The organism is Erwinia pyri, from assembly GCF_030758455.1.
Taxonomy (GTDB): Bacteria; Pseudomonadota; Gammaproteobacteria; order Enterobacterales; family Enterobacteriaceae; genus Erwinia; species Erwinia pyri.
Map to the genome: position 1 here is coordinate 1513309 of NZ_CP132353.1, position 24529 is coordinate 1537837.

Annotated in this window: 20 protein-coding genes; 14 read left to right on the top strand and 6 right to left on the bottom strand. The window is 55.9% G+C overall.

The features are described 5' to 3' along the window. Window positions 1-9 precede the first annotated feature (9 nt). Entirely contained in the window at window positions 10-1704 is a 1695-nt protein-coding gene (gene fruA / locus Q3V30_RS07040) for a PTS fructose transporter subunit IIBC (RefSeq protein WP_306211712.1), read from the top strand. Between the two features lie 60 nt (window positions 1705-1764). Here the strand turns inward: fruA and nfo are convergent, their stop codons facing one another. Continuing rightward, window positions 1765-2607 carry a deoxyribonuclease IV gene (gene nfo / locus Q3V30_RS07045; RefSeq protein WP_306211714.1) on the bottom strand — a complete coding sequence of 281 codons (843 nt, stop codon included), beginning with the start codon at window positions 2605-2607 and terminating at the stop codon, window positions 1765-1767. 70 nt (window positions 2608-2677) lie between these two features. Continuing rightward, window positions 2678-3736, bottom strand: coding sequence for a YeiH family putative sulfate export transporter (locus Q3V30_RS07050; protein ID WP_306211716.1), 1059 nt, complete (start codon window positions 3734-3736; stop codon window positions 2678-2680). Between the two features lie 102 nt (window positions 3737-3838). Between Q3V30_RS07050 and Q3V30_RS07055 the strand changes: the two genes are divergently transcribed. From Q3V30_RS07055 to cirA, 6 genes are all read left to right on the top strand, one after another. Beyond that, complete coding sequence (locus Q3V30_RS07055) at window positions 3839-4216, top strand: YkvA family protein (protein WP_306211718.1); 378 nt, start codon at window positions 3839-3841, stop codon at window positions 4214-4216. 9 nt (window positions 4217-4225) lie between these two features. After that, window positions 4226-5092: a DNA-binding transcriptional regulator YeiE gene (gene yieE / locus Q3V30_RS07060; RefSeq protein WP_306211720.1), complete on the top strand. Its 867-nt coding sequence runs from the start codon at window positions 4226-4228 to the stop codon at window positions 5090-5092. A gap of 180 nt (window positions 5093-5272) precedes the next feature. Next, on the top strand, window positions 5273-6739 hold the full coding sequence (locus Q3V30_RS07065; RefSeq protein WP_306211722.1) for an amino acid permease: 1467 nt from the start codon (window positions 5273-5275) through the stop codon (window positions 6737-6739). A 272-nt stretch (window positions 6740-7011) separates the two neighbouring features. Further along, window positions 7012-8094, top strand: coding sequence for a FecCD family ABC transporter permease (locus Q3V30_RS07070; protein WP_306211724.1), 1083 nt, complete (start codon window positions 7012-7014; stop codon window positions 8092-8094). Then, on the top strand, window positions 8091-8879 hold the full coding sequence (locus Q3V30_RS07075; RefSeq protein WP_306211726.1) for an ABC transporter ATP-binding protein: 789 nt from the start codon (window positions 8091-8093) through the stop codon (window positions 8877-8879). Before Q3V30_RS07070 ends, Q3V30_RS07075 begins: the two co-directional genes overlap by 4 nt. Window positions 8880-9047: 168 nt before the next feature. Continuing rightward, the gene (gene cirA, locus Q3V30_RS07080) at window positions 9048-11015 is read left to right on the top strand and encodes a catecholate siderophore receptor CirA (protein WP_306211728.1); all 1968 of its coding nucleotides are present in this window, start codon (window positions 9048-9050) and stop codon (window positions 11013-11015) included. A gap of 148 nt (window positions 11016-11163) precedes the next feature. Here the strand turns inward: cirA and fghA are convergent, their stop codons facing one another. The 3 genes from fghA to ptrR all read right to left on the bottom strand — a co-directional run bounded on the left by fghA (window position 11164) and on the right by ptrR (window position 14119). Beyond that, window positions 11164-12006, bottom strand: a complete 843-nt coding sequence (gene fghA, locus Q3V30_RS07085) for an S-formylglutathione hydrolase (protein ID WP_306211730.1) — start codon at window positions 12004-12006, stop codon at window positions 11164-11166. A gap of 13 nt (window positions 12007-12019) precedes the next feature. Continuing rightward, complete coding sequence (locus Q3V30_RS07090; RefSeq protein ID WP_306211734.1) at window positions 12020-13144, bottom strand: S-(hydroxymethyl)glutathione dehydrogenase/class III alcohol dehydrogenase; 1125 nt, start codon at window positions 13142-13144, stop codon at window positions 12020-12022. A 99-nt stretch (window positions 13145-13243) separates the two neighbouring features. Next, window positions 13244-14119: a putrescine utilization regulator PtrR gene (gene ptrR, locus Q3V30_RS07095; RefSeq protein WP_306211736.1), complete on the bottom strand. Its 876-nt coding sequence runs from the start codon at window positions 14117-14119 to the stop codon at window positions 13244-13246. Between the two features lie 129 nt (window positions 14120-14248). On the opposite strand from ptrR, the gene Q3V30_RS07100 reads away from it, so the two are divergent. From Q3V30_RS07100 to mglC, 7 genes are all read left to right on the top strand, one after another. Continuing rightward, window positions 14249-15385 (top strand): YbfB/YjiJ family MFS transporter, encoded by a 1137-nt coding sequence (locus Q3V30_RS07100; RefSeq protein WP_306211738.1) that lies wholly within the window; start codon window positions 14249-14251, stop codon window positions 15383-15385. A gap of 125 nt (window positions 15386-15510) precedes the next feature. Next, window positions 15511-16176: a GTP cyclohydrolase I FolE gene (gene folE, locus Q3V30_RS07105; protein WP_306211739.1), complete on the top strand. Its 666-nt coding sequence runs from the start codon at window positions 15511-15513 to the stop codon at window positions 16174-16176. A 22-nt stretch (window positions 16177-16198) separates the two neighbouring features. Further along, window positions 16199-17365, top strand: a complete 1167-nt coding sequence (yeiB, locus tag Q3V30_RS07110) for a DUF418 domain-containing protein YeiB (protein ID WP_306211742.1) — start codon at window positions 16199-16201, stop codon at window positions 17363-17365. Window positions 17366-17516: 151 nt separating this feature from the next. Next, on the top strand, window positions 17517-18557 hold the full coding sequence (gene galS, locus Q3V30_RS07115; RefSeq protein WP_306211745.1) for an HTH-type transcriptional regulator GalS: 1041 nt from the start codon (window positions 17517-17519) through the stop codon (window positions 18555-18557). A 309-nt stretch (window positions 18558-18866) separates the two neighbouring features. Next, window positions 18867-19862 (top strand): galactose/glucose ABC transporter substrate-binding protein MglB, encoded by a 996-nt coding sequence (gene mglB, locus Q3V30_RS07120; protein ID WP_306211748.1) that lies wholly within the window; start codon window positions 18867-18869, stop codon window positions 19860-19862. A 67-nt stretch (window positions 19863-19929) separates the two neighbouring features. After that, the gene (gene mglA / locus Q3V30_RS07125) at window positions 19930-21450 is read left to right on the top strand and encodes a galactose/methyl galactoside ABC transporter ATP-binding protein MglA (RefSeq protein WP_306211751.1); all 1521 of its coding nucleotides are present in this window, start codon (window positions 19930-19932) and stop codon (window positions 21448-21450) included. A 19-nt stretch (window positions 21451-21469) separates the two neighbouring features. Continuing rightward, complete coding sequence (gene mglC, locus Q3V30_RS07130; RefSeq protein ID WP_306211754.1) at window positions 21470-22480, top strand: galactose/methyl galactoside ABC transporter permease MglC; 1011 nt, start codon at window positions 21470-21472, stop codon at window positions 22478-22480. Window positions 22481-22548: 68 nt separating this feature from the next. Here mglC and Q3V30_RS07135 read toward each other — a convergent pair whose 3' ends face one another. Beyond that, window positions 22549-24525, bottom strand: coding sequence for a glycoside hydrolase family 127 protein (locus Q3V30_RS07135; protein ID WP_306211756.1), 1977 nt, complete (start codon window positions 24523-24525; stop codon window positions 22549-22551). Window positions 24526-24529 lie beyond the last annotated feature (4 nt).

Consider the following 24529-nt stretch of genomic DNA (forward strand, 5'->3'; position numbering starts at 1 on the left):
GAGAGCATAATGAAAACGCTGCTGATAATTGATTCTTCGCTGGGGCTGGCTACCGGCTATCTGGCAAAAAATATCACAACGGCCGCGGCGGCCAGTAAAGGCGTGACGCTGACCGATAACCTGGCCGAAGCAGACCAGATCATTGTCGCCGGTAAACACGTTCCTGACGACGCTTCGCTTGAGGGGAAAGCCATTTATCTGGCCGATATCGAACAGCTACTGCGTCAGCCCGATGCAGTACTGGCGAAAGCGCAGACGGAGGCAAAACCCTGGCATGCGCCTGCGGTAGCGGCAACGGCAACGGCCGCTGTGGCAGAGAACAGACCAAAACGCATCGTTGCTATCACCGCCTGCCCAACCGGCGTGGCGCATACCTTTATGGCGGCTGAGGCCATCGACACCGAAGCGAAAAAACGCGGCTGGTGGGTGAAGGTAGAAACCCGCGGCTCTGTGGGCGCAGGCAATGCCATTACCCCTGAAGAGGTGGCCGAAGCCGATCTGGTTATCGTGGCGGCAGATATCGAAGTGGATCTGGCGAAATTTGCCGGAAAACCGATGTACCGCACTTCAACCGGTCTGGCGCTGAAAAAGACGGCGCAGGAGCTGGATAAAGCGGTAGCGGAAGCACGGGTTTATCAGCCTAAAGGCGGCAGCCAGGCTTCTCAGAGTGATGACAGGAAAGAGAGTGCCGGTGCTTATCGTCACCTGTTGACCGGCGTTTCTTATATGTTGCCGATGGTGGTTGCGGGCGGCCTGAGTATCGCGCTCTCCTTCGCGTTCGGCATCACCGCGTTTAAAGAGCAGGGTACGCTGGCGGCTGCATTGATGCAGATCGGCGGCGGAAGCGCCTTTGCCCTGATGGTTCCTGTGCTGGCAGGCTTTATCGCCTTTTCCATCGCTGACCGTCCGGGCCTGACGCCTGGCCTGATTGGCGGGATGATCGCCACCAGCATCAACGCCGGATTCCTTGGCGGGATTATCGCTGGCTTTATAGCCGGTTACGCTGCGAAATTTATCAGCAGCAAGCTCAAGCTGCCGCAGAGTATGGAAGCGTTAAAACCGATCCTGGTTATTCCGCTGGTCGCCAGCCTGATCACCGGTTTGCTGATGATCTACGTGGTGGGTACGCCGATTGCCAAAATCATGGAGGGGCTGACTCACTGGCTGGCTAATATGGGTACCGCTAACGCCGTGCTGCTGGGCGCAATCCTCGGCGGCATGATGTGTACCGATATGGGTGGCCCGGTGAACAAGGTGGCCTATGCCTTTGGGGTAGGCTTGCTGAGTTCCCAGACCTACGCACCGATGGCGGCCATCATGGCAGCCGGGATGGTGCCGCCGCTGGCGATGGGCCTGGCGACGCTGCTTGCCCGTAAGAAATTCAATAAAGGTCAGCAGGAAGGAGGCAAAGCGGCGCTGGTTCTGGGCCTGTGCTTTATCTCTGAGGGAGCCATCCCGTTTGCTGCCCGTGACCCGATGCGCGTCCTGCCTTGCTGCATTATCGGCGGCGCGCTGACCGGCGCTATTTCCATGGCGGTAGGGGCTAAACTGATGGCGCCTCACGGCGGGCTGTTCGTGCTGCTGATCCCTGGCGCAATCACGCCGGTGGTGGGCTACCTGATTGCCATCATCGCCGGTACGGTGGTGGCGGGTCTATCCTACGCGGTGCTGAAACGCCCGGAGGCGGAATTAGCGAAAGCCTGATTTCCTGCAGGCAATAAAAAAGCGCGGGCGACCGCGCTTTTTTTATGCTGTAAGCCAGCTTCAGTTCTGTTCAGACTTCAGCCAGGCAATCTCATCTTTCCAGATATCGGGGTTCACGGTTTCCAGAATCAGCGGGATGCCATCAAACCGCTCATCTTTCATCATCCAGCTAAACACGGTTTTCCCTATTTTGCCTTCACCGAGGCTGTGATGACGGTCAACGCGGCTGGCAAAGTCGCTTTTTGCATCGTTCAGATGCATGCCACGCAGATACTCAAAACCCACCACGCGCCCGAACTCGGCAAACGTCTTCACGCACTCTTCTTCGGTTCTTAAGTCATAGCCGCCAGCAAAGGTGTGACAGGTATCGATACAGACGCCCACGCGCGACTTATCTTCCACGCCATCAATAATGGCGGCCAGATGTTCAAAGCGAAAACCGAGGTTGGTGCCCTGGCCCGCGGTATTCTCAATAACCGCAGTGACGCCCTGAGTTTTGTCGAGTGCGATATTAACCGACTCGGCAATGCGCTTCAGGCAGGCCTCTTCGTCAATCTGGTGCAGGTGGCTGCCAGGGTGGAAGTTCAGCAACGACAGGCCTAGCTGCTCACAGCGCTGAAGCTCATCCACAAACGCTGCGCGGGATTTCTCCAGCGCCTCGGCGACCGGGTGCCCCAGGTTAATCAGAAAACTGTCGTGGGGCAGGATTTGAGCAGAGCTGTAGTGATACTTTTCGCAGGCCGAACGAAAGGCGGAGATGACTTCATCAGTCAGCGGCGCTGCCCGCCACTGGCGCTGGTTTTTGGTAAACAGCGCAAATGCAGTAGCTTCGAGTTCATGTGCGCGAAGCACCGCCTGATCCACGCCGCCGGCTGCGCTGACGTGGGCACCGATATATTTCATGCCTTATCTCCTGTTAAAGTGCCTGCATGCAAGAGGCGAGCGGGCAATGATAACCGGAAACGGCATCAAGTCATGACAACAAATGCTGGATCCCAAGGTTAATCGCGCCGCCGCCAGCGATCAGCCAGATAAACAGAGCCAGTCCCAGCAGCAATGGTTTAAGCCCGGCCCGTTTCAGGGCGCTGATTTGGGTGGTCAGACCCAGCGCAGCCATTGCCGTAGCCAGTACAATGTTATCCAGTTGATTCAATGTATTAACCACAGGAAGAGACAGCAGGTGCAGCGAATTGACCATTGCAACGGCGATAAAGAGCAGCGCAAACCAGGGGAAGCGTAAGGTGCCGGATGCCGCTGAGCCGCCCGGCGCCTGCTGACGTACTCTGGCGCTGAGCAGCAGCAGGAACGGGGCAAGCAGCATCACTCGCAGCATTTTGGCGATCACTGCCGCATTTTCCGTTTCCGGACTGACGGCATGCCCGGCGGCCACCACCTGCGCGACCTCATGCATTGTTGAGCCGGTGAAAATACCCCAGCTGGTCAGCGTTACGCTGCTGAACAGCGCTGAGGCCAGCGGATAGAGCAGGGGGTAGATAAAAATCGCCAGCGTGCCGAAAATCACCACGGTCGCGATGGCCACCGCTACTTTAGACGCGTCTGCCTTGATGACGGGTTCGGTAGCCAGAATGGCGGCGGCACCGCAGATGCTGCTACCGGCGCCGATTAACCAGACGGTATCGCGGTCCAGGCCAAAGACACGGCGGCCAAGCCAGCACGCCAGCAGAAACGTGGAACTCAGCGTCAGGAGATCGATCACCACGCCGCTGACGCCAACGTCGGCGATTTGCTGAAATGTCAGCCTGAAGCCATAGAGCACGACGCCCAGGCGTAGCAGCTGCTGTTTCGCCAGCACCACGCCAGGATCGCAGCGGTTGGCAAAGCGGGAATAAAAGGTATTGCCAGCCAGGATACCGGCCACGATAGCCAGCGTCAGGGCGCCCAGCCCCAGCGCAGAGATAGCCGGCAGGGTGCTGAGCCAGCTTGCGCCTGCGGCTAAAACCAGAGAAAGCAGCAGACCCGCAGCATAGCGAGCGGGCCGATGTTGCAGATGCGGAAGAGTCAGTGTGATCATGGCAAGCTCCTTTTCAATACCCAGAGCATGGAGAAAAGTAGCTTAAAAGTGAAATTGATTATATATTTATAATTAACCAGAATAAGTGATAAGGGGCGGGGCGTGTTTGGAGCACTGAAAAGATGGGCAAGGTTAATCAAAAAGGATGTGCTGACGTTATGGTTCGCCTGCCGCGATCCGCGTACGCCGCTCTGGCTTAAAGTGCTGGCCGGTGCGCTGGTTGCCTACGCGTTCAGCCCGATCGATTTGATCCCCGACTTTATTCCCATCATCGGGCTACTGGACGATGCGATCATTGTCCCGCTTGGGGTGATGCTGCTGCTGCGCCTGCTGCCAAAAGAGGTCAAAAAGAGCAGTCAGGCCAGGGCGGAAATCCAGCGAGCGAAAGGCAAAAAAATCACCAGTTGGTTCGGCATGGCGGTGATAGTGGCAATCTGGATTGCCGTAACTGTTTACCTCATTCATCGCTACAGCGCATAGGGAACCGCCATGCATATCACATTAAGGCAGCTTGAGGTCTTTGCGGAGGTGCTGAAAAGCGGCTCGACCACCCAGGCTTCGCAGGTCCTCTCGCTTTCCCAGTCTGCGGTCAGCGCCGCGCTGGCCGATCTGGAAAGCCAGCTCAGCGTGCAGCTTTTTGACCGCGTCGGCAAGAGGCTGGTGGTCAATGAGCACGGTCGTCTGCTCTATCCCCGCACGGTAGCGCTGCTGGAGCAGGCAACGGAAATTGAACAGCTGTTCCGTGAAGATAACGGCGCGCTGCGCGTCTATGCCAGCAGCACTATCGGCAACTATCTGCTGCCCGGTATGCTGGCCGGCTGGCGTAAGGATTACCCTGAACTGCCGCTGGAACTCAGCGTGGGCAACAGCATGGACGCCATTACTGCCGTGGCGGATTTTCGGGTGGACATTGGGCTGATTGAGGGGCCGTGCCATATGCCCGATATTCTCAGTGAACCCTGGCTGGAGGATGAGCTGGTGGTGTTTGCTGCGCCTGATGCAGAGATCTTCACCCGGCCCGTAACGCTGGAAACGCTGGCTGCCGCCTCCTGGATCCTGCGTGAGCACGGCTCAGGTACGCGTGAAATCGTCGACTACCTGCTGCTTTCACATCTGCCGCAGTTCCGGCTGGCGCTGGAGCTGGGTAATTCCGAGGCGATCAAACATGCTGTCCGCCACGGCATGGGGATCAGCTGTCTTTCCCGGCGGGTGATAGCGGAGCAGCTTGCCGTAGGCACGCTGAAAGAGGTGGTTGTACCGCTGCCTAAACTCAAACGGACCCTCTACCGCATCCATCACCGGCAGAAGCATCTGTCGAAATCCCTGCTGCGTTTCTTAAGCTACTGCACCGAGTAGCCTTGCTCCCGGCCTCTCTTTTACGGGCCGGGGGAAGTGCCCCTGGCAGGGGTAAAAAGACTCAAACTAATAATTTTGCGCCGATCATGAACCTATCTTATAACGGCGCGGAATCACTATGCGTGTCGGGTCAGTTTGCTACAATCGCGCCTCATTTTTACCAGGACGTAGCATTTCAAGATGGTTCAGGACACAAAAACAACACAACAACCTGCGCTGCGGCGTGAGTTAAAGGCGCGTCACCTGACGATGATCGCCATTGGCGGCTCCATTGGAACCGGTTTATTCGTGGCCTCTGGTGCCACTATTTCTCAGGCCGGCCCCGGTGGCGCGCTGCTCTCTTATGCCCTGATCGGCCTGATGGTTTACTTTCTGATGACCAGCCTTGGTGAGCTGGCGGCGTTTATGCCGGTTTCAGGGTCGTTTTCCACCTACGGCGCTAACTATGTGGAAGAGGGCTTCGGCTTCGCGCTGGGCTGGAACTACTGGTACAACTGGGCTGTGACCATTGCGGTGGATCTGGTGGCTTCGCAACTGGTGATGACCTACTGGTTCCCGGATACGCCGGGTTGGATCTGGAGCGCGCTGTTCCTCTGCATCATCTTCCTGCTGAACTACATCTCCGTGAAGGGATTTGGCGAAGCGGAATACTGGTTCTCGCTGATCAAAGTGGTCACGGTGATCATCTTTATTGCGGTAGGCGTGCTGATGATTACCGGCATCCTGCGGGGTGGGGAAGCCGCAGGCTGGCAGAACTGGCAGATTGGCGATGCGCCGTTCTCGGGCGGTTTCTCGGCGATGATTGGCGTGGCGATGATTGTTGGCTTCTCCTTCCAGGGTACCGAGCTGATAGGCATTGCCGCCGGTGAATCTGAGGACCCGGCGAAGAATATCCCCCGCGCGGTTCGTCAGGTGTTCTGGCGTATCCTGCTGTTCTATGTCTTTGCGATTCTGGTGATCAGCCTGATCATCCCTTACACCGACCCGAGCCTGTTACGTAACGACGTGACTGATATCAGCGTCAGCCCGTTCACGCTGGTGTTTAAGCATGCTGGCCTGCTCTCTGCGGCGGCAGTGATGAATGCGGTGATCCTGACGGCGGTACTCTCTGCGGGTAACTCAGGCATGTATGCATCGACGCGGATGCTGTTTACCCTGGCCCGTGAAGGCAAAGCGCCACGCATTTTTGGCAAGCTCTCTAAGGGCGGCGTACCCCGTAATGCGCTGTATGCCACAACGGTGGTGGCAGGGCTTTGCTTCCTGACCTCAATGTTTGGCAACCAGACCGTCTATTTATGGCTGCTGAACACTTCGGGCATGACCGGGTTTATCGCCTGGCTGGGTATCGCCATCAGCCACTATCGTTTCCGCAGGGGATACGTTGCTCAGGGGCTGGATCTGGCTGACCTGCCATACCGTTCCGGCTTCTTCCCGCTGGGGCCAGTTTTCGCCTTTGTTCTCTGCCTGATCATTACCTTAGGGCAGAATTATCAGGCTTTCCTGTCGGATACCATTGACTGGTACGGCGTGGCCGCCACCTATATCGGTATCCCGCTGTTCCTGATTATCTGGTTCGGCTACAGGCTGACTAAAAAATCCCGCTTTGTGAAATACAGCGAGATGGAATTCCCGAAATTTGAAAAGTAGCCTTCGGGGCAAAGGAGTAAGTAAGGCGCGGATCCCGCGCCTTTTTTCGTCTGTAAGCTGATGTTACAAATATTATTGATAACTATTATCATTTGCTTTATTGTTACCGCCGTCACTTTTCCTCTCTGTCCCGCCCCGGCTCTCCTTGCTCTGGCGCGTCGTGCAGGGAAGAAAGAGCGCGATGAGAGGGGAATCGTTACCCTTAAAGGCATAAGTGTTACAACTTTCCCTTTATCATCGCGGCTGGATCCAAGTCACTACAGGTATTGAGAATGAGTGTAACCCACGACCCCGTACAGTACGCCGGAAGGCAGCCCGCTGAAGGCGTGATGGGCCGTTACCATCATATGTTACGTCACCGTCTGCTGATGATGAGCGGGCTGGTGCTGGCTATCCTCGCTTCGCTGGTGCTCGATTTCACCCTTGGCCCCTCCGGCTTATCGCTGGAAGCGCTGTGGCACACGCTGCTTTCCCCGGAGTCAGTGGATGCGGGCACGCGGGTGATTGTCTGGGAGATCCGCCTCCCTTACGCGCTGATGGCGGTGGTGGTCGGGCTGGCGCTTGGCCTGGCCGGCGCTGAAATGCAAACCATCCTGAATAATCCGCTCGCCAGCCCGTTTACGCTCGGCGTCTCTTCTGCCGCTGCCTTTGGCGCTGCGCTGGCTATCGTGCTGGGTATTGGTCTTCCTGGTATTCCTGACCAGTGGTTCATCTCTGCTAACGCCTTTGTCTTTGCCCTGTTTGCGGCCCTGATGCTGGATGGCGTCACGCGCTGGACGCGGGTGGCGACTTCGGGCGTAGTGCTGTTCGGTATTGCGCTGGTCTTCACCTTTAACGCGCTGGTCTCAATGATGCAGTTTATCGCCAGCGAAGATACGCTTCAGGGGCTGGTGTTCTGGACCATGGGCAGCCTGGCCCGTGCCTCCTGGGAGAAACTGGGCGTACTGACGCTTGCTCTGATCATTCTTGTGCCGTTCTCAATGATGAGCTCCTGGAAACTTACGGCGCTGCGTCTCGGCGAAGATCGGGCAGTGAGTTTCGGCATTGATGTGCGCCGTCTTCGCCTCGGTACGCTGCTGCGCATCAGTATCCTTTCGGCGCTGGCGGTGGCGTTTGTCGGCCCGATTGGCTTTATTGGCCTGGTGGCGCCCCATATTGCCCGCATGATTTTTGGTGAAGATCACCGTTTCTATCTGCCAGCCAGCGCGCTGACCGGTGCGCTGGTGCTGTCGATGGCGTCCGTGGTGTCGAAAAACCTGATCCCTGGCGTGATCATTCCCGTTGGCATCGTGACCTCGCTGGTGGGCGTGCCGTTCTTCCTGAGTATTATTCTGCGCCATCGGGGGAGTGTGTGATGGAAGGCTTACGTATCAGCGGCTTCCACGCCGGTTATCCTAAACGTAAAATTATCAGCGATCTCAACGTGCCGCTGCTGCCCCGCGGTAAAATTACCGTGCTGCTGGGGCCAAACGGCTGCGGTAAATCCACGCTGTTGCGCTCGCTGGCTGGACTCAACAGCGCTGAAGGCGAGGTCTGGCTGAACGGCACGGAGCTGATGTCTCAGCCTTTTGCGCGCCGGGCGGAAAAAGTGGTTTATCTGCCGCAGTCGCTGCCCGCGGGCGTCCATCTCCACGTGCTGGAGTCGATCATTGTCGCCCAGCGCGCCTCGGGTGGACGCAGCAGCGCAGCCAGCGAAGCGGAAGTCATGGCGGTACTCGACCAGCTTGGTATTTCGCATCTGGCTTTGAGCTATCTCGATCAGCTCTCCGGCGGTCAGAAACAGCTGGTGGGTCTGGCGCAGTCGTTAATTCGTCGGCCTGAACTGTTATTACTGGATGAACCACTCAGCGCGCTCGATTTAAATTACCAGTTCCACGTAATGGATTTGGTTCGCCGGGAAACGCAAAAGCGCAATATTATTACGGTGGTGGTGGTGCACGATATTAATATCGCGCTGCGCCATGGCGAACATATATTAATGTTGCAGAACGGTGAATTAATTGCCGATGGCTTACCGGAAGAGGTGATTACCCCGGCAAGCCTGGCGCGAGTTTATGGCGTGAAGGGCCGCATAGAGCGCTGCACGCAGGGTACGCCGCAGGTGCTGATCGATGGTCTGGTGACTGAACCCACGTTTTAATTGTCCGGCAAGGCAACCTATAAAGGGCGACCCAAAGTCGCCCGGATAATAACGTAAATCTAAAAACCGGAAGATACCGGGAATTTTAAGCAGAGTGAACTCTGCTTATCAGGTGTGAGCAAAAGGTATTGATGACACTTATTCTATATGCGCCTCATGGAGAAAAGCATGTTCAGGTTGAATCCCGTTGTACGCTGCGGGCTGTGCGCGTCCGCGCTGGCCTTTACCTTTCCCGTTTCCGCCGTTGAGTCAGAAGAGAGAGATGACACGCTGGTGGTGACGGCTTCGGCCACAGAAGTTAACCTTAAAGACGCGCCTGCCAGTATCAGCGTGATCACGGCTGAAGATATCAAACGAAAACCCGTTCAGAACCTCAAAGATCTGCTGCGCGATGTGCCTGGCGTGCAGCTGACCAATGAAGGGGATAACCGTAAAGGCGTCAGCCTGCGCGGTCTGGACAGCAGCTATACGCTGATCCTGATTGATGGCAAGCGCGTGAACTCGCGCAACGCCGTATTTCGCCATAACGACTTCGATCTGAACTGGATCCCGGCGGATGCCATTGAGCGCATTGAGGTGGTACGCGGCCCGATGTCCTCCCTTTACGGCTCCGACGCGCTGGGCGGCGTGGTTAATATCATCACCCGCAAAGTTGGCAAGGCCTGGCACGGGACGCTGAGTGCCGACACCACGGTTCAGGAGCATCGCGATCGCGGCGACAGCTATAACGGTAATTTCTTCACCAGCGGGCCGTTAATCGACGATCTGCTCGGGGTTAAAGTATATGGCAGCCTGGGCAAGCGTGAAAAAGACAGCCAGCAGGCCTCTGCCACATCAGAGAGTGGCCTTAGCCCGCGTATTGAAGGCTACACCACCCGCGACGGTAACGTGGAGTTCTCGCTTACGCCAACCGCGGATCAGGATATGACGTTCGGCTACGGCTTCGATCGCCAGGATCGCGATTCCGACTCGCTGGATAAAAACCGCCTTGAACGCCAGAACTACTCCGTTGGCCACAACGGCCGCTGGGAGTGGGGCAATACCGAACTGCGTTTTTACGGCGATCGGGTGGATAACTACACCAGCGGGCAGAACATCATTGCTAAAAACAACTCGCTGGATGGCAAGCTGATCCTGCCGCTGGCCGATATCAGTCAGCTGCTGACGTTTGGCGGTGAAGTGCGTCACGACAAGCTGGAAGATCCGGTTAACCTCTCCGGCAGCGGTTCTACTTCCGCCAGCCAGTACGCGCTGTTTGTGGAAGATGAATGGCGAATTTTTGACGCGCTGGCGCTCACTACCGGCGTACGCATGGACGATCACCAGACCTATGGCGATCACTGGAGCCCGCGTGCTTATCTGGTCTACAGCGCGACCGATACCGTTACGGTAAAAGGGGGCTGGGCCAACGCCTTTAAGGCGCCTTCGCTGTTACAGCTCAGCCCGGAGTGGCAAACCAACTCCTGCCGGGGCAGCTGTGCCGTTGTCGGCAGCCCGGATTTGAAACCGGAAACCAGTGAAAGCTTTGAGCTGGGCATTTATTACGCCGGTGATGAAGGCTGGCTGGATGGCGTGACCGGTAGCGTCACCGCTTTCCAGAACAACGTTGATGATATGATCTCCATCTCCCGCACCGCTTCAACTTCTCTCGCACCGGGCTACAGCAACTTTGTTGGCTTTGATGAGAGTGGCAAACCTGTTTTCCGTTATTACAACGTCAATAAGGCGCGCATCACCGGCGTGGAAACGGAAGTGAAAATCCCGTTTAACGATGTCTGGAAGCTGACGCTGAACTACACCTATACCGACGGGCGCGATTTAAGCGAGGGCGGCAACAAGCCGCTGCAGGAGCTGCCGTTACACACCGCCAACGGCACGCTGGACTGGAAGCCGATGCAGGAGTGGACGTTTTATCTGCAGGCCAACTACTCCGGCCAGCGCCGTACGCTGAATGACGACGGCGTCACCCCTGGCGGCTATATGCTGTGGAACAGCGGCGCATCGTGGCAGGCTACTAAGGCTGTGAAGCTGCGGGCAGGGGTGCTGAATCTGGCAGATAAGGATCTCAGCCGCGACAGCTACAGCTATAACGAGGATGGCCGCCGTTATTTTGCGGCGGTGGACTATACATTCTGATCCGCTAAGGATTTTCAGCAACAAAAAGCCGGGGCAGTGATTGCCCCGGCTTTTTTGATTTTATCGGAAGGTTCTGCGAAGCCAGGTGACAGTTTGCGACTTCGTAATGACGTTTCTGCCTGAGTCTACCCGACCGACAGCGCCAGCCTTAAGCCAGAAGGTGCTGCGCATGGAAGCGCAGGTGATCTTCGACAAAGCTGGCGATAAAGAAATAGCTGTGGTCGTAACCCGGCTGAATACGCACGGTCAGCGGGAAGCCTTTCTCCTGAGCAATCTTCTCCAGTCTTTCCGGATGCAGCTGATCGGCCAGGAACTGATCGCTGTCACCCTGATCGATCAGCATCGGCAGCGCGGTGGCCGCCTGCTGCATCAGCCAGCAGCTGTCATAGTCACGCCACGCCTGGCACTCTTCACCCAGATAGGCGCTGAAGGCTTTTTGTCCCCACGGCACTTCCGCCGGGTTAACAATGGGCGCAAAGGCAGAGGCGGAGTTGAACTTCTCCGGGTTGCGCAGTGCCAGCATAATGGCGCCGTGTCCGCCCATCGAATGCCCCATAATGGCCTGACGATCGCTGACGTTGAAGTTACTGGCGATCAGCGCAGGCAGCTCCTCGTTCAGATAATCGTACATGCGATAATGGTCGCTCCAGGGCGCCTGCGTGGCGTTCAGGTAAAAACCTGCTCCCTGGCCCAAATCGTAGCCTTCATCATTCGCCACATTCTCGCCGCGTGGGCTGGTATCGGGCATCACCAGCACGATCCCCAGCTCTGCGGCCAGCCGCTGTGCGCCTGACTTGGTAGAGAAGTTCTCATCGGTGCAGGTCAGCCCCGCAAGGAAAAACAGCACCGGCGGCGGCGCATCGCTCTTTGGCCCCGGCAGGAATATGCTGAAGGTCATCGGACAGTTCAGTGCGGTTGACGGATGGCGGTAGCGCTGCTGCCAGCCGCCAAACAGTCGGTGTTCTTCAAGTAACTCCAGAGTAGATGGCATCGATCCTCCCGATCTATTTTTTGAAATGTATAACGGAACGGATCGACTTGCCTTCATGCATCAGCTCAAAGGCGTCGTTGATCTCATTCAGCGACAGGTTATGGGTAATAAAGTCGTTAAGCTGGAATTCGCCATCCAGATATTGCTGAACAATACCCGGCAGCTGCGAGCGGCCCTTCACGCCGCCGAAAGCGGAGCCGCGCCAGACGCGGCCGGTCACCAGCTGGAACGGACGGGTGGCGATCTCTTCACCGGCACCGGCGACGCCAATAATCACCGACTCGCCCCAGCCTTTGTGGCAGCATTCCAGCGCGGAACGCATAACGTTGACGTTACCGATGCACTCAAAGGAGAAGTCCACGCCGCCGTCGGTCATCTCCACTATCACTTCCTGAATCGGCTTGTCGTAATCTTTCGGGTTAATCAGATCGGTGGCGCCCAGTTTGCTCGCCAGATCAAATTTGCTGGTATTGAGGTCGATGCCGATGATGCGACCCGCCTTGGCCATTTTGGCACCAATGATCGCCGAGAGGCCGATGCCGCCCAGGCCGAAGATGGCCACGGTATCGCCTTCTTTTACCTTTGCGGTGTTCATCACGGCGCCCATGCCGGTAGTGACGCCGCAGCCCAGCAGGCACACCTCTTCCAGCGGCGCCTCTTTACTGATTTTCGCCAGCGAGATTTCCGGTATCACGGTGTATTCAGAGAAGGTTGAGGTCCCCATATAGTGGAAAATGGGTTTGCCATCCTTAAAGAAGCGCGTGGTGCCGTCGGGCATTAACCCTTTGCCCTGCGTGGCGCGGATCGCCTGACAGAGGTTGGTTTTACCCGACAGGCAGAATTTACACTTACCGCATTCCGGCGTGTAGAGCGGAATGACATGGTCGCCCACCGCTACGCTGGTCACGCCTTCGCCAATGGCTTCTACCACGCCGCCGCCTTCATGTCCCAGGATAGCCGGGAACACCCCTTCGGGATCTTTACCGGACAGGGTATAGGCATCGGTATGGCAAACGCCGGTGGCGACGATGCGCACCAGCACTTCACCTTTCTGCGGCGGCATTAAATCCACCTCTTCGATGGAAAGCGGTTCACCCGCAGCCCAGGCAACCGCTGCGCGAGTTTTTATCATTTGCATGAGTTATGTCTCCATTTAATGGTGTTCCGGCTACTCTACCTGATTTTAAAAACAGTACGATTAATCAGTATGGACGAATATTTACCCGGTTAAACGTTATCAGCAGGCGGTAGCGTCCGCCTGTTCAATAATCAGCTGTTTCAGCGCTTCCACATTTGGGGTGAAGGCGTCCCGCCGCCAGAGCAGCCAGGTGGACGCTTCGCGCACCTCTTCAGGAAGGGAGTGACGCTGAATGCGATCTTTGGCTGGCATCTGATCCAGCACGGAGGCTGGCAGCAAAGCCAGCCCGGCCCCGCTGGCCACACAGGCGAGCATGGCGTGATAGGACTGTATCTCCATAAATGTGCCCGGCTGGACGCCCGCGCTGCGGAACCAGCTTTCAAACCGCAGGCGATAAGAGCAGCTGGGACGGAAGGCAAACAGCGTCTCGCCGGAGGCGTCCGCAGGGCAATCGATCGGCGAATGGGTGAGGCTTGAGATCAAGACCATCTGTTCACGAAAGGCCAGACAGCTGTTAAGTTCATCCACGAGGATCGGGCCATCGGCAAGCGCTGCCGCCAGCGTTCCTTCACGCACGCGCGCTATTATCTCGCCAGAGGTACCGGTAATCAGCGACAGCGCTACCGAAGAGTAACGCTGATGATAAGCCGCCAGCAGGGAGGGCAGGCGGGTGGCGGCGGTACTCTCCATCGAACCCAGCGCAAACGGCCCGGCGGGGGCGCCGCTGTGGGTCATACTCATCGCCTCTTCACTTAGCGAAAGAATGCGCCGGGCATAAGTGAGAAAATTATGGCCCATTGGCGAAAGGCGCAGCCGTTGCTTCTCACGGATAAAGAGATCGGTACCCAGCTCCTGTTCAAGCTGGCGCAGACGCGTAGTGAGATTGGACGGCACGCGGTGCAACAGCTCCGCGGCGCGTGCCAGCGAACCCGTTTCGGCCACTGAACAGAACATTTTAAGCTGGGTCAGATCCATAATTTCTCATTACGTAAACAACTTGCTGATAATTATTCACTTTCCGTGAGTTTAGCCATCAGGCAGGATACTGGCAACAGATTGTCGGCAATGAGGCCGTTTTCAACCAATAAAGGGTAAGGAGTGGTCATGGCTTTTCGCGTAGCACTGAGCGCGTTTTTGTCACTGGTGGTGGCGATGGGGATCGGGCGATTCGCCTTTACGCCCCAGGTACCTTTAATGATTGGCGAACATCAGCTCTCGCTGACCAGTGCGGCGGTGGTCGCTGCCTTCAACTATCTGGGCTATCTCTGCGGCTCCTGGAATGCGATGCGGGCGACGCAGCAGGTGGAGCTGCGCCTGAAAGTGGGCGTCTGGGGGGCGGTGATCCTGACCCTGCTCTCTGCCTGCGTGACCGGGCCGTGGCTGCACGGCATTATTCGCTTCTTTATTGGCTGGGCCAGCGGCTGGGCAATGGTATTGATTGCCGCCTGGAGCAATGAACAGTTGCACAGGCTGGGACGCCCCGGTCTGAGCGCGGCGGTGTTTGCCGGGCCGGGTACCGGGATTTTCCTGAGCGGCATGCTGGCAGTGGCGCTGCATTCGCATAATGTTAACGCCTCCTGGGCCTGGTTTGCCTATGGCGTACTGGCGCTGATGCTGGTGGGACTGATTGCCCGCAACCTTCCGCGCAAAGGAGAGCTGCATCGTCCGGAAACTGCTCCCGAGCCGCTGGTACTGACGGCCGGATTGAAAAAGCTGGTCTGGAGCTATGCGCTGGCTGGATTCGGCTACATCCTTCCCGCCACCTTTCTGTCGCAAATGGCGGCCTCCCGCTTTCCCGACAGCCCTGTTGCGCAGTACGTCTGGCCGATCTTTGGCGGTTCAGCCGTGCTGGGGATTGGGTTGGGCATTCTTACCCGTCAGTATGGCAAAGCCAATACGCGGCTGGCGATAGCTTTATGGGCGCAGGCCGTCGGCGTATTTTGTGCTGATATCCTGCCCGGCATCAGCGGGTTAGCGATTGGTGCGGCGCTGGTTGGCGGCGGCTTCCTCTGCGTGGTGCAGCTCTCCCTGCAATATGGCCGGGAGATGGCGCCGCGGCATACGCGCTATCTGGCGGGCCTGCTTACCACCGTCTATGCGGTAGGGCAGCTGGTGGGGCCGCTGCTGTCGGCGATCTCCACCGCGCTGACGCACCAGCTGGAGCCTGCGCTCTATGTAGCTGGCGCAGGGCTCGCGATCGCCGGGGCGCTGGTCTGGCGGCGCGATCCGGCGGCTGAATGAAACTGTTTCACGGCGGTTTAAATTGATTCACTGGATTAACGTCGCAATGTGTACCAAAATACCGCCTCAGAATTTATGCCGGCCCTGTACGGAGCCGGAGTTTCACCTGCTGGAGAAGAATCACCATGGCTGCGTTAAGTCAGGAAGCCGCACTCGTTCACCAGGCGCTGTTAGCCCGTGGACTGGAAACCCCGTTACGCTCACCTGCGCGTGAAATGGATGACGAAACCCGTAAACGCCTGATTGCCGGCCATATGACCGAAATCATGCAGTTGCTGAATCTGGATCTGCAAGATGACAGTCTGGCAGAGACCCCGCATCGCATCGCCAAGATGTATGTGAACGAAGTATTTTCGGGCCTGGATTATGCTAATTTCCCGAAAATTACCGTTATTCAGAACAAAATGAAGGTCGATGAGATGGTCACCGTGCGCGATATCACGCTGACCAGCACCTGTGAACACCATTTTGTAATCATTGATGGTAAGGCAACCGTAGCCTACATTCCGAAAGACACGGTGATTGGCCTCTCTAAAATCAACCGCATCGTGCAGTTCTTCTCCTCGCGTCCGCAGGTTCAGGAACGTCTGACCCAGCAGATCCTGGTGGCACTGCAAACGCTGCTCGGCACCACCAACGTGGCGGTCTCTATTGACGCTGTGCACTACTGCGTGAAGGCTCGCGGGATCCGTGATGCCACCAGTGCCACCACCACCACCTCGCTGGGCGGCTTGTTCAAGTCCAGCCAGAATACCCGCCAGGAATTTTTACGCGCGGTGCGTCACAGCTAGTCACTGCTAACAGGAACCCCTGATGCCACGGATTCATACGCTCGATTTTATTCGCGGCCTGGCCATTCTGGGGATCCTGTTACTCAATATCGTGGCCTTCGGGCTCCCTTCTGCTGCCTATCTTAATCCTGCCTGGCAGGGAAATTTTCCCGCCACCAGCGAAGCGCTGACCTGGGCGGCGATGGATCTGTTTGCTCAGGTCAAATTCCTCAGCCTCTTTGCGCTATTATTTGGCGCCAGCCTGCAGTTACTGCTGCCGCGTGGCAAACGCTGGCTCCAGTCCCGTCTCTGCTGGCTGATGCTTATTGGTCTGCTTCATAATCTCCTGTTCTGGGATGGCGATATTCTGCTGGATTACGGTCTGGTAGGGCTGGTGGTCTGGCGGATGATCCGCGATGTGCCCACCTCCCGGCAGCTGCTGAATACCGGCGTGATGCTCTACGTTGTTGGTACGGCGGTGCTGATTATTCTTGGCATGGGCACCAGCCCCGAGCCGAACAGCTCCTGGCTGCCCGGCATTGCCAACGTTCAGTATGAAACGTTCTGGCACACGCAGGGCGGCTGGCAGGCGATTCAGGGAAGGCTGGACCGCTTCTCCTCTGCATTGATGGCGCTGGCGGCGCAGTATGGCTGGCAGTTGGCGGGGTTGATGATGGTGGGCGGTGCGTTAATGCGTAACGGCTGGCTGCAGGGAGAGCGCAGCCTGAGCCACTATCGCCGGACGGCGCTGATCCTGATCTCCCTGGCCTGGCTCATTCAGTTACCCGCTATTTATCTGCAATGGCAGACCGGCTGGGCGTTTCGCTGGGCGGCCTTCTTCCTGCAGGTGCCGCGTGAGCTGGCTGCACCGCTACAGGCCGTCGGCTATGCTGCACTCTGCTACGGCTTCTGGCCGACGCTTGCCCGGCTGCGCCTCGTTCACGTTATCAGCTGCGTGGGGCGCATGGCGCTGAGCAACTATCTGCTGCAGACGCTGATCTGCACCACGCTGTTTGACCGCTTTGGGCTGTTTAACAAGCTGGACCGTCTGCAACTGCTCGCGCTGGTGCCTGCTGTCTGGGCGGTCAATATGCTGGTTTCCGTGCTGTGGCTGCACCATTTCCGTCAGGGCCCGCTGGAAGCACTCTGGCGCAAGCTTACCCAGCTCACCGGCGGTAAACCGCTGGAAAAAAGTGCTGCCGGAGAATGACGCAGCTCACAAAGGTTGCAGAATTGTATGTAACCGTTTTCATCGTTGTGACGAGATTCACGTAGCCCGCGGCCAACCCCTGCCAGAATAGCCCCCAGAACAGTGTCTCAGGAAGGGCTATGCAAATTCTAAACTTCTCAGGTAATCGCCTATGATTACCATCCGTGATGTGGCCCGCGAGGCGGGCGTGTCGGTAGCTACGGTATCACGCGTGCTGAATAACAGCGCCGCCGTAACGCCTGAGACCCGTGACATGGTTCTGCAAATTGTGGAAGGGCTGGGGTACCGGCCCAATGCCAACGCCCAGGCGCTGGCGACGCAGATTAGCGATACCATCGGCGTGGTGGTGATGGATGTCTCCGATCCTTTCTTTGGTGCGTTGGTGAAAGCGGTGGATACCGTTGCACAACGCATGCAAAAACATGTGCTTATCAACAATTCTTATCATCAGGCTGACAAAGAGCGCCATGCAATTGAGGTGCTGATCCGTCAGCGCTGTAACGCGCTGGTGGTCCATGCCAAGGCGCTGCCCGATGCCGAACTCTGTTCGCTGATGGATCAGGTGCCAGGAATGGTGCTGATTAACCGTACCATTCCTGGCTATGCGCATCGTTGCGTCTGTCTGGATAACGTCAGCGGCGCGCTGATGGCGACGCGGATGCTGCAGCAGCAGGGGCACCAGCGCATTGGCTATCTGGGATCCAGTCATCCTATCGAGGATGTGAATCAGCGCCGGGAAGGGTGGCAGCAGGCGCTGGAGGAGCAGGGAGCCACGCCTCCCGAGAGCTGGATTGCCAGCGCGGAGCCCGATATGCAGGGTGGCGAAGCGGCAATGGTGGAGCTGCTGGGGCGTAATCTTCATCTTACGGCAGTATTCACCTACAACGACAGCATGGCTGCAGGCGCGCTGGCGGCGTTGAAAGATAACGGCATTGCGGTGCCACAGCATTTGTCTGTAGTGGGCTTTGACGATATCCCCATCTCCAGGTATACCGATCCGCAACTCACTACTGTCCGCTATCCGATTGTTTCTATGGCAAAACTCGCCACTGAGCTGGCGCTGAAGGGCGCGGCTGGCGAACTGGATCTCAACGCCCAGCACTGCTTTATGCCGACGCTGGTACGCCGCCATTCCGTGGCGATCCGGCAAAATGTGGCGCCGATCACTAACTCAAGCGATTCAGCGGTGTAACCGTTTTCAATTTGTGAGTGTATTCACAGTTAATTAACATCAGCTTCTCTATGATGACAGCAACTTGCAGGGGTTGAAACATTATGTAACGTCGCCGGGTCCCTTTATACCGGCCGCTACGCGCTCTGTGAAACAGTTCATTACACAGCATTCTGGAAGTTTCACCATACAGGGAGGTTGGGTTCTTTTAACAAATAAACGGCCTCAGTTAATGTTTTTATAACATTATGCCGGGCCTGAAAATAACCGTTTTGCCAGCTCATAAGAGCAAAGCGGTGAGTAAGACCCTACATAAAAACCGGAGATACCATGAATAAGAAGGCTTTCACCCTCACTGCCCTGGTTGCCAGCATGATGTTTGGTGCAACAGCTCACGCTGCCGACACCCGTATCGGCGTGACCATCTACAAATACGATGACAACTTTATGTCCGTCGTGCGCAAAGACATTGAGAAAGAGGCGAAAAACAGCAGTGGCGTTCAGCTGCTGATGAACGACTCACAGAACAGCCAGTCTACCCAGAACGATCAGATCGACGTGCTGGTGGCAAAAGGCGTGAAGGCGCTGGCCATTAACCTGGTTGACCCGGCTGCGGCTGCGGTGGTGATCAGTAAAGCCAAATCCAACGACATTCCTATCGTGTTCTTCAATAAAGAGCCAACGGCGAAAGCGCTCGCCAGCTATGACAAAGCTTATTACGTCGGCACTGATTCTAAAGAGTCTGGCGTGAAGCAGGGCGAGCTGATTGAAAAACACTGGAAATCGACGCCGGCCTGGGATCTGAACAAAGATGGCGTGATCCAGTTTGTGCTGCTGAAAGGCGAGCCGGGTCATCCGGATGCTGAAGCGCGTACTAAATATGTTATCGACACGCTGACCAAAGACGGCTTGAAAACTCAGCAGCTGCATCTTGATACCGCTATGTGGGATACCGCCCAGGCGAAAGACAAGATGGATGCCTGGTTATCTGGCCCGAACGGCAACAAAATCGAAGTGGTTATCGCCAACAACGATGCGATGGCGATGGGTGCGGTAGAAGCGCTGAAAGCGCACAACAAATCTGCTGTGCCGGTGTTTGGTGTGGATGCCCTGCCAGAAGCGCTGGCGATGGTGAAATCTGGCGCAATGGCCGGCACCGTGCTGAACGATGCGGAAAACCAGGCCAGAGCTACCTTCCAGATGGCGAAAAACCTGGCAGATGGCAAACCGGCTACCGAAGGCACCAACTACAAGCTTGACGGCAAAGTCGTGCGCGTAGCTTACGTACCGGTTGATAAAGAGAATCTGTCTCAGTTCACAAAATAAGCCTTACCTGTACCAGGCTGGCTGACGCGCCAGCCTGGTTTCTCGCCACATTATGCCGGGTAGAATTATGGGCAGTGATAAAGTGCAAACACAGCGCGAATATCTACTGGAAATGACCGATGTCAGCAAGTCATTTCCTGGGGTTAAAGCACTGGATAACGTGAATTTAAAAATTCGCCCTCATTCTGTTCACGCCCTGATGGGTGAGAACGGAGCAGGGAAGTCGACCTTATTAAAATGCTTATTTGGCATTTACAGTAAAGATTCGGGGAGCATTCTTTTTCAGGGCAAAGAGATCGATTTTAAGAGTTCCAAAGAGGCGCTGGAAAACGGCGTGTCGATGGTTCACCAGGAATTAAACCTGGTACTGCAGCGCACGGTCATGGATAACATGTGGCTGGGACGTTACCCGCGCAAAGGATTCTTTGTTGATCACGATAAAATGTATCGTGATACAAAAGCTATTTTTGATGAACTGGATATTGATATTGATCCGCGGGACAAGGTAATTACGCTCTCTGTTTCGCAGATGCAGATGGTGGAAATTGCCAAAGCTTTTTCGTATGACGCTAAAATCGTTATTATGGATGAGCCTACGTCGTCATTAACGGAAAAAGAGGTGAATCACTTATTCACCATTATCCGTAAGCTGAAAGATCGCGGCTGCGGCATTGTCTATATTTCTCATAAAATGGAAGAGATTTTCCAGCTTTGTGATGAGATCACCATCCTGCGCGACGGCCAGTGGATCGCCACTCAGCCGCTCGAAGGGCTGGATATGGATAAGATCATCGCCATGATGGTTGGACGCTCGCTGAACCAGCGTTTCCCGGATAAAACCAACGTGCCCGGTGAAACTATTCTGGAAGTGCGTAACCTGACCTCTCTGCGTCAGCCCTCCATTCGGGATATCTCCTTTGACCTGCGTAAGGGTGAGATCCTGGGCGTGGCGGGGCTGGTAGGGGCGAAGCGTACGGATATCGTGGAAACTCTGTTCGGCATCCGCGAGAAGTCTGGCGGCACCATTAAGCTACACGGCAAAAAAATTAATAACCATAGCGCTAACGAAGCGATCAACCACGGCTTTGCTCTGGTGACCGAAGAGCGTCGCGCTACCGGTATTTATGCGTTTCTGGATATCGGCTTTAACTCGCTGATCTCCAATATCCGTAAATACAAAAACAGTATTGGCCTGCTGGATAACAGCCGGATGAAGAGCGACACGCAGTGGGTCATTGACTCAATGCGGGTAAAAACGCCGGGGCATCACACCTCCATCGGTTCGCTCTCTGGTGGGAACCAGCAAAAAGTCATTATTGGTCGCTGGCTGTTAACGCAGCCGGAAATATTAATGCTGGACGAACCCACCCGCGGAATTGATGTCGGGGCGAAGTTTGAGATCTATCAGCTAATTTCAGAGCTGGCGAAGAAGGATAAAGGCATCATTATTATCTCTTCTGAAATGCCAGAACTCTTAGGCATTACCGACAGGATTTTGGTAATGAGTAACGGCATGGTTGCGGGCATAGTAGAAACAAAATCGACAACGCAAAACGAAATATTACGTTTAGCATCGTTGCACCTTTAATAGGGTAAGGGCTGTTACCATGAAAGCAGTGAATAAGAAAAGTGCGCTCACCTGGTTAAAAGAGGGCGGGATATACGTTGTGTTGCTGGTGCTGCTGGCAATCATTATCTTCCAGGATCCAACATTCTTAAGTTTAATGAACCTGAGTAACATTCTTACCCAGTCATCCGTGCGTATTATTATCGCGCTGGGCGTGGCGGGGCTGATTGTCACCCAGGGTACTGACCTCTCAGCGGGCCGTCAGGTTGGCCTGGCTGCGGTTGTCGCCGCCACGCTGTTACAGGCGATGGATAATGCCAACAAAGTGTTCCCACACATGGACACGGTGCCGATCCCACTGGTGATCCTGGCGGTGTGCATCATTGGTGGCATCATTGGTCTGGTGAACGGCCTGATTATCGCCTATCTGAAAGTGACGCCGTTTATCACCACGCTGGGCACGATGATCATTGTTTACGGTATTAACTCGCTCTATTACGACTACGTGGGCGCGTCACCGATTGCAGGCTTTGACGAGAAGTTTTCGACATTTGCCCAAGGCTTTATTCGCTTTGGCGACTTCAAGCTCTCTTACATCACCTTCTATGCAGCTATCGCGGTATTCTTTGTCTGGATTCTGTGGAACAAAACCCGCTTTGGTAAAAACATTTTTGCTATCGGTGGTAACCCGGAAGCGGCGCGTGTATCAGGCGTGAACGTCAACTTCAACCTGATCCTGATCTATGCGCTCTCTGGTGTTTTCTACGCCTTTGGCGGGATGCTGGAAGCGGGGCGTATCGGTTCGGCAACCAACAACCTCGGCTTTATGTATGAGCTTGACGCCATTGCGGCCTGCGTAGTGGGCGGCGTATCCTTTGCTGGCGGCGTGGGTACGGTAGCGGGCGTGGTAACGGGCGTGCTGATCTTCACCGTTATCAACTACGGCCTGACCTATATCGGCGTTAACCCTTACTGGCAGTACATCATCAAGGGCGGCATCATCATCTTCGCCGTGGCGCTGGACTCCCTGAAGTACGCACGTAAGAAATAATGGCTTAAGCATATAAAAAGGTCAGGCAGCATTTGCTCCCTGACCTTTTTTTATGTTCGTTTTATCATTCAGGCTTCGTTAATCCAGACACGCATTTCACCTTCCCCCCGATTTGCCCAGCTGAAGTAAGGCACGAACGTCAACGTCTGAGCCGTCAGCCTGGCGGGGGCCGGATTATAACTATAAAGAGGCTGATGTAACGCGTCTGCTGAATCTTCCCGCAAGCCATCAACCTGCAGCAGGGTTTTACCTTTGAACAGTCCGGTTCCTGCAAGTGTACGGAATTCGGCTGCCGCCGGAATGTGCAGGTTATGCAATGCATCACCGTTATCCGCCTCTTCAAGGCAGTACACCAGCGGGCCACGCTGGACAGCCACTTTGCCCGCTACATGGCGCAGCAGCGGGTTGCCTTTCACCCGGGTGACCTGCATCGGTAACGTCAGCGTAAGGCGATCGCCATCCTGCCACTCCCGATCCACTCGAACATAGCCGTTTTGTTGCCGCTTACCGATCTCAAGCGGCGTGCCATTAAGCGTCAGCTCTGGCATGGCGCACCAGTCCGGCAGGCGCAGGCCAAGCGTGGCTCTGAGCGGCTGGTTACAGGCGATATCAACCAGTACGGTTCCCTGCCAAGGATAGCCGCCACTCTGTTTTATCTTCAGTGTATGGCCGCCAACGCTGGTTTCGACATCGCTCCCCACATACAGGTTGATGTCCAGCCCGTCAGCACGGCGCGCGTAAATGTAATGGCCGAGAGAGGCAAGCAGGCGCGAAATATTGGGAGGGCAACAGGCACAGCCGAACCAGCGCTGGCGAACCGGTTTAACATGATCGTAAATGTGGTTAAAGCGGATACTTTCAGGATGCACTTCCAGCGGATTAACGTAGAAGAAGTGTTTGCCATCCAGCGCCATACCCGCCAGCACAGTGTTATACAGCGCGCGTTCCATCACGTCGGCATAGCGGCTGTCGGCCTCCAGCTGCAACATGCGATTAGCGAACATTATCAGGCCAATTGAAGCACAGGTTTCGGTATACGCGGTGTCGTTAGGCAGATCATAATCGCAGCTAAATGCTTCACCACTACTCTGGGAACCTATGGCACCAGTGACATAGAGCTGCTTCTGAGCCATGTTTTCCCACAGCCGCTGACAAATCTCGCGCTTCTCCTGATCCTGTGTAATCCTTGCCAGATGGGCAACGCCTGCATAGAGGTAGACAAATCGTACGGCGTGGCCAATTGCCGTTTCCTGTAGCGCTACCGGCAAATGCGCCTGGCTGTAGGCTTTATCTTTCACCATCCACGCCGGGCCGTATGTGTTCCAGTAGGACGTCTCGCCTCGTTTTGCATATTCGATATCGTAGTAATGCGGGTTCGTGCCGCGCGCATCAACAAACCAGCGCGTCAGTTCAAGGTAGCGTTGGGTACCGGTGGCTTCGTAAAGGCGCATTAAAGCTAGTTCGATTTCTGGATGACCGGGATAGCCCTGAAGCTGGTGCTCTTCCGGGCCAAAAACCGTGGCAATGTGATCGGCAAGTCTGGAAACAATATCCAGCAGACGGGTTTTTCCGGTGGCTTGTGCATAAGCCACACCAGCCTCTATCAGGTGGCCCGCGCAGTAAAGCTCATGGCATTCTGCCAGATTCGTCCAGCGATCTTTCGGCGCTTTGACCGTGAAATAGGTGTTCAGGTAACCATCTGGTTGCTGCACTTCGCCAACCAGTTCAATGACTTCGTCGGCAGTTTTTTCCAGCTCCGCGTCCGGGTTTTTTGCTAAAAGATAAGCGACCGCCTCCAGCCACTTCGCCACATCGCTATCCTGAAAAACCATGCCGTAGAACTCGCCATCTTCCTTACCTGCCGCCAAACGGAAATTGGCAATGGCGTGACTCGGTTCGGCATCGTCAACCTTATCGTTCAGCGCTAGCCACTGATAGGGCACCACGACGTCTTTTACCAGCCGCTGATATTCCAGCCAAAAGCTATCGGTCAGGGTGATGTTCTGTAGCGGTATTTCGGGTTGCTTGGGTAATGAATGGGGCACGGGA

Coding starts and splice junctions, on each gene's coding strand:
- Q3V30_RS07070 (WP_306211724.1), top strand. CDS start 7,012: ATGAGTGTAACCCACGACCCCGTACAGTACGCCGGAAGGCAGCCCGCT.
- galS (WP_306211745.1), top strand. CDS start 17,517: ATGATTACCATCCGTGATGTGGCCCGCGAGGCGGGCGTGTCGGTAGCT.
- yeiB (WP_306211742.1), top strand. CDS start 16,199: ATGCCACGGATTCATACGCTCGATTTTATTCGCGGCCTGGCCATTCTG.
- cirA (WP_306211728.1), top strand. CDS start 9,048: ATGTTCAGGTTGAATCCCGTTGTACGCTGCGGGCTGTGCGCGTCCGCG.
- fghA (WP_306211730.1), bottom strand. CDS start 12,006: ATGCCATCTACTCTGGAGTTACTTGAAGAACACCGACTGTTTGGCGGC.
- Q3V30_RS07090 (WP_306211734.1), bottom strand. CDS start 13,144: ATGCAAATGATAAAAACTCGCGCAGCGGTTGCCTGGGCTGCGGGTGAA.
- mglA (WP_306211751.1), top strand. CDS start 19,930: ATGGGCAGTGATAAAGTGCAAACACAGCGCGAATATCTACTGGAAATG.
- ptrR (WP_306211736.1), bottom strand. CDS start 14,119: ATGGATCTGACCCAGCTTAAAATGTTCTGTTCAGTGGCCGAAACGGGT.
- Q3V30_RS07050 (WP_306211716.1), bottom strand. CDS start 3,736: ATGATCACACTGACTCTTCCGCATCTGCAACATCGGCCCGCTCGCTAT.
- folE (WP_306211739.1), top strand. CDS start 15,511: ATGGCTGCGTTAAGTCAGGAAGCCGCACTCGTTCACCAGGCGCTGTTA.
- nfo (WP_306211714.1), bottom strand. CDS start 2,607: ATGAAATATATCGGTGCCCACGTCAGCGCAGCCGGCGGCGTGGATCAG.
- mglB (WP_306211748.1), top strand. CDS start 18,867: ATGAATAAGAAGGCTTTCACCCTCACTGCCCTGGTTGCCAGCATGATG.
- yieE (WP_306211720.1), top strand. CDS start 4,226: ATGCATATCACATTAAGGCAGCTTGAGGTCTTTGCGGAGGTGCTGAAA.
- mglC (WP_306211754.1), top strand. CDS start 21,470: ATGAAAGCAGTGAATAAGAAAAGTGCGCTCACCTGGTTAAAAGAGGGC.
- fruA (WP_306211712.1), top strand. CDS start 10: ATGAAAACGCTGCTGATAATTGATTCTTCGCTGGGGCTGGCTACCGGC.
- Q3V30_RS07065 (WP_306211722.1), top strand. CDS start 5,273: ATGGTTCAGGACACAAAAACAACACAACAACCTGCGCTGCGGCGTGAG.
- Q3V30_RS07100 (WP_306211738.1), top strand. CDS start 14,249: ATGGCTTTTCGCGTAGCACTGAGCGCGTTTTTGTCACTGGTGGTGGCG.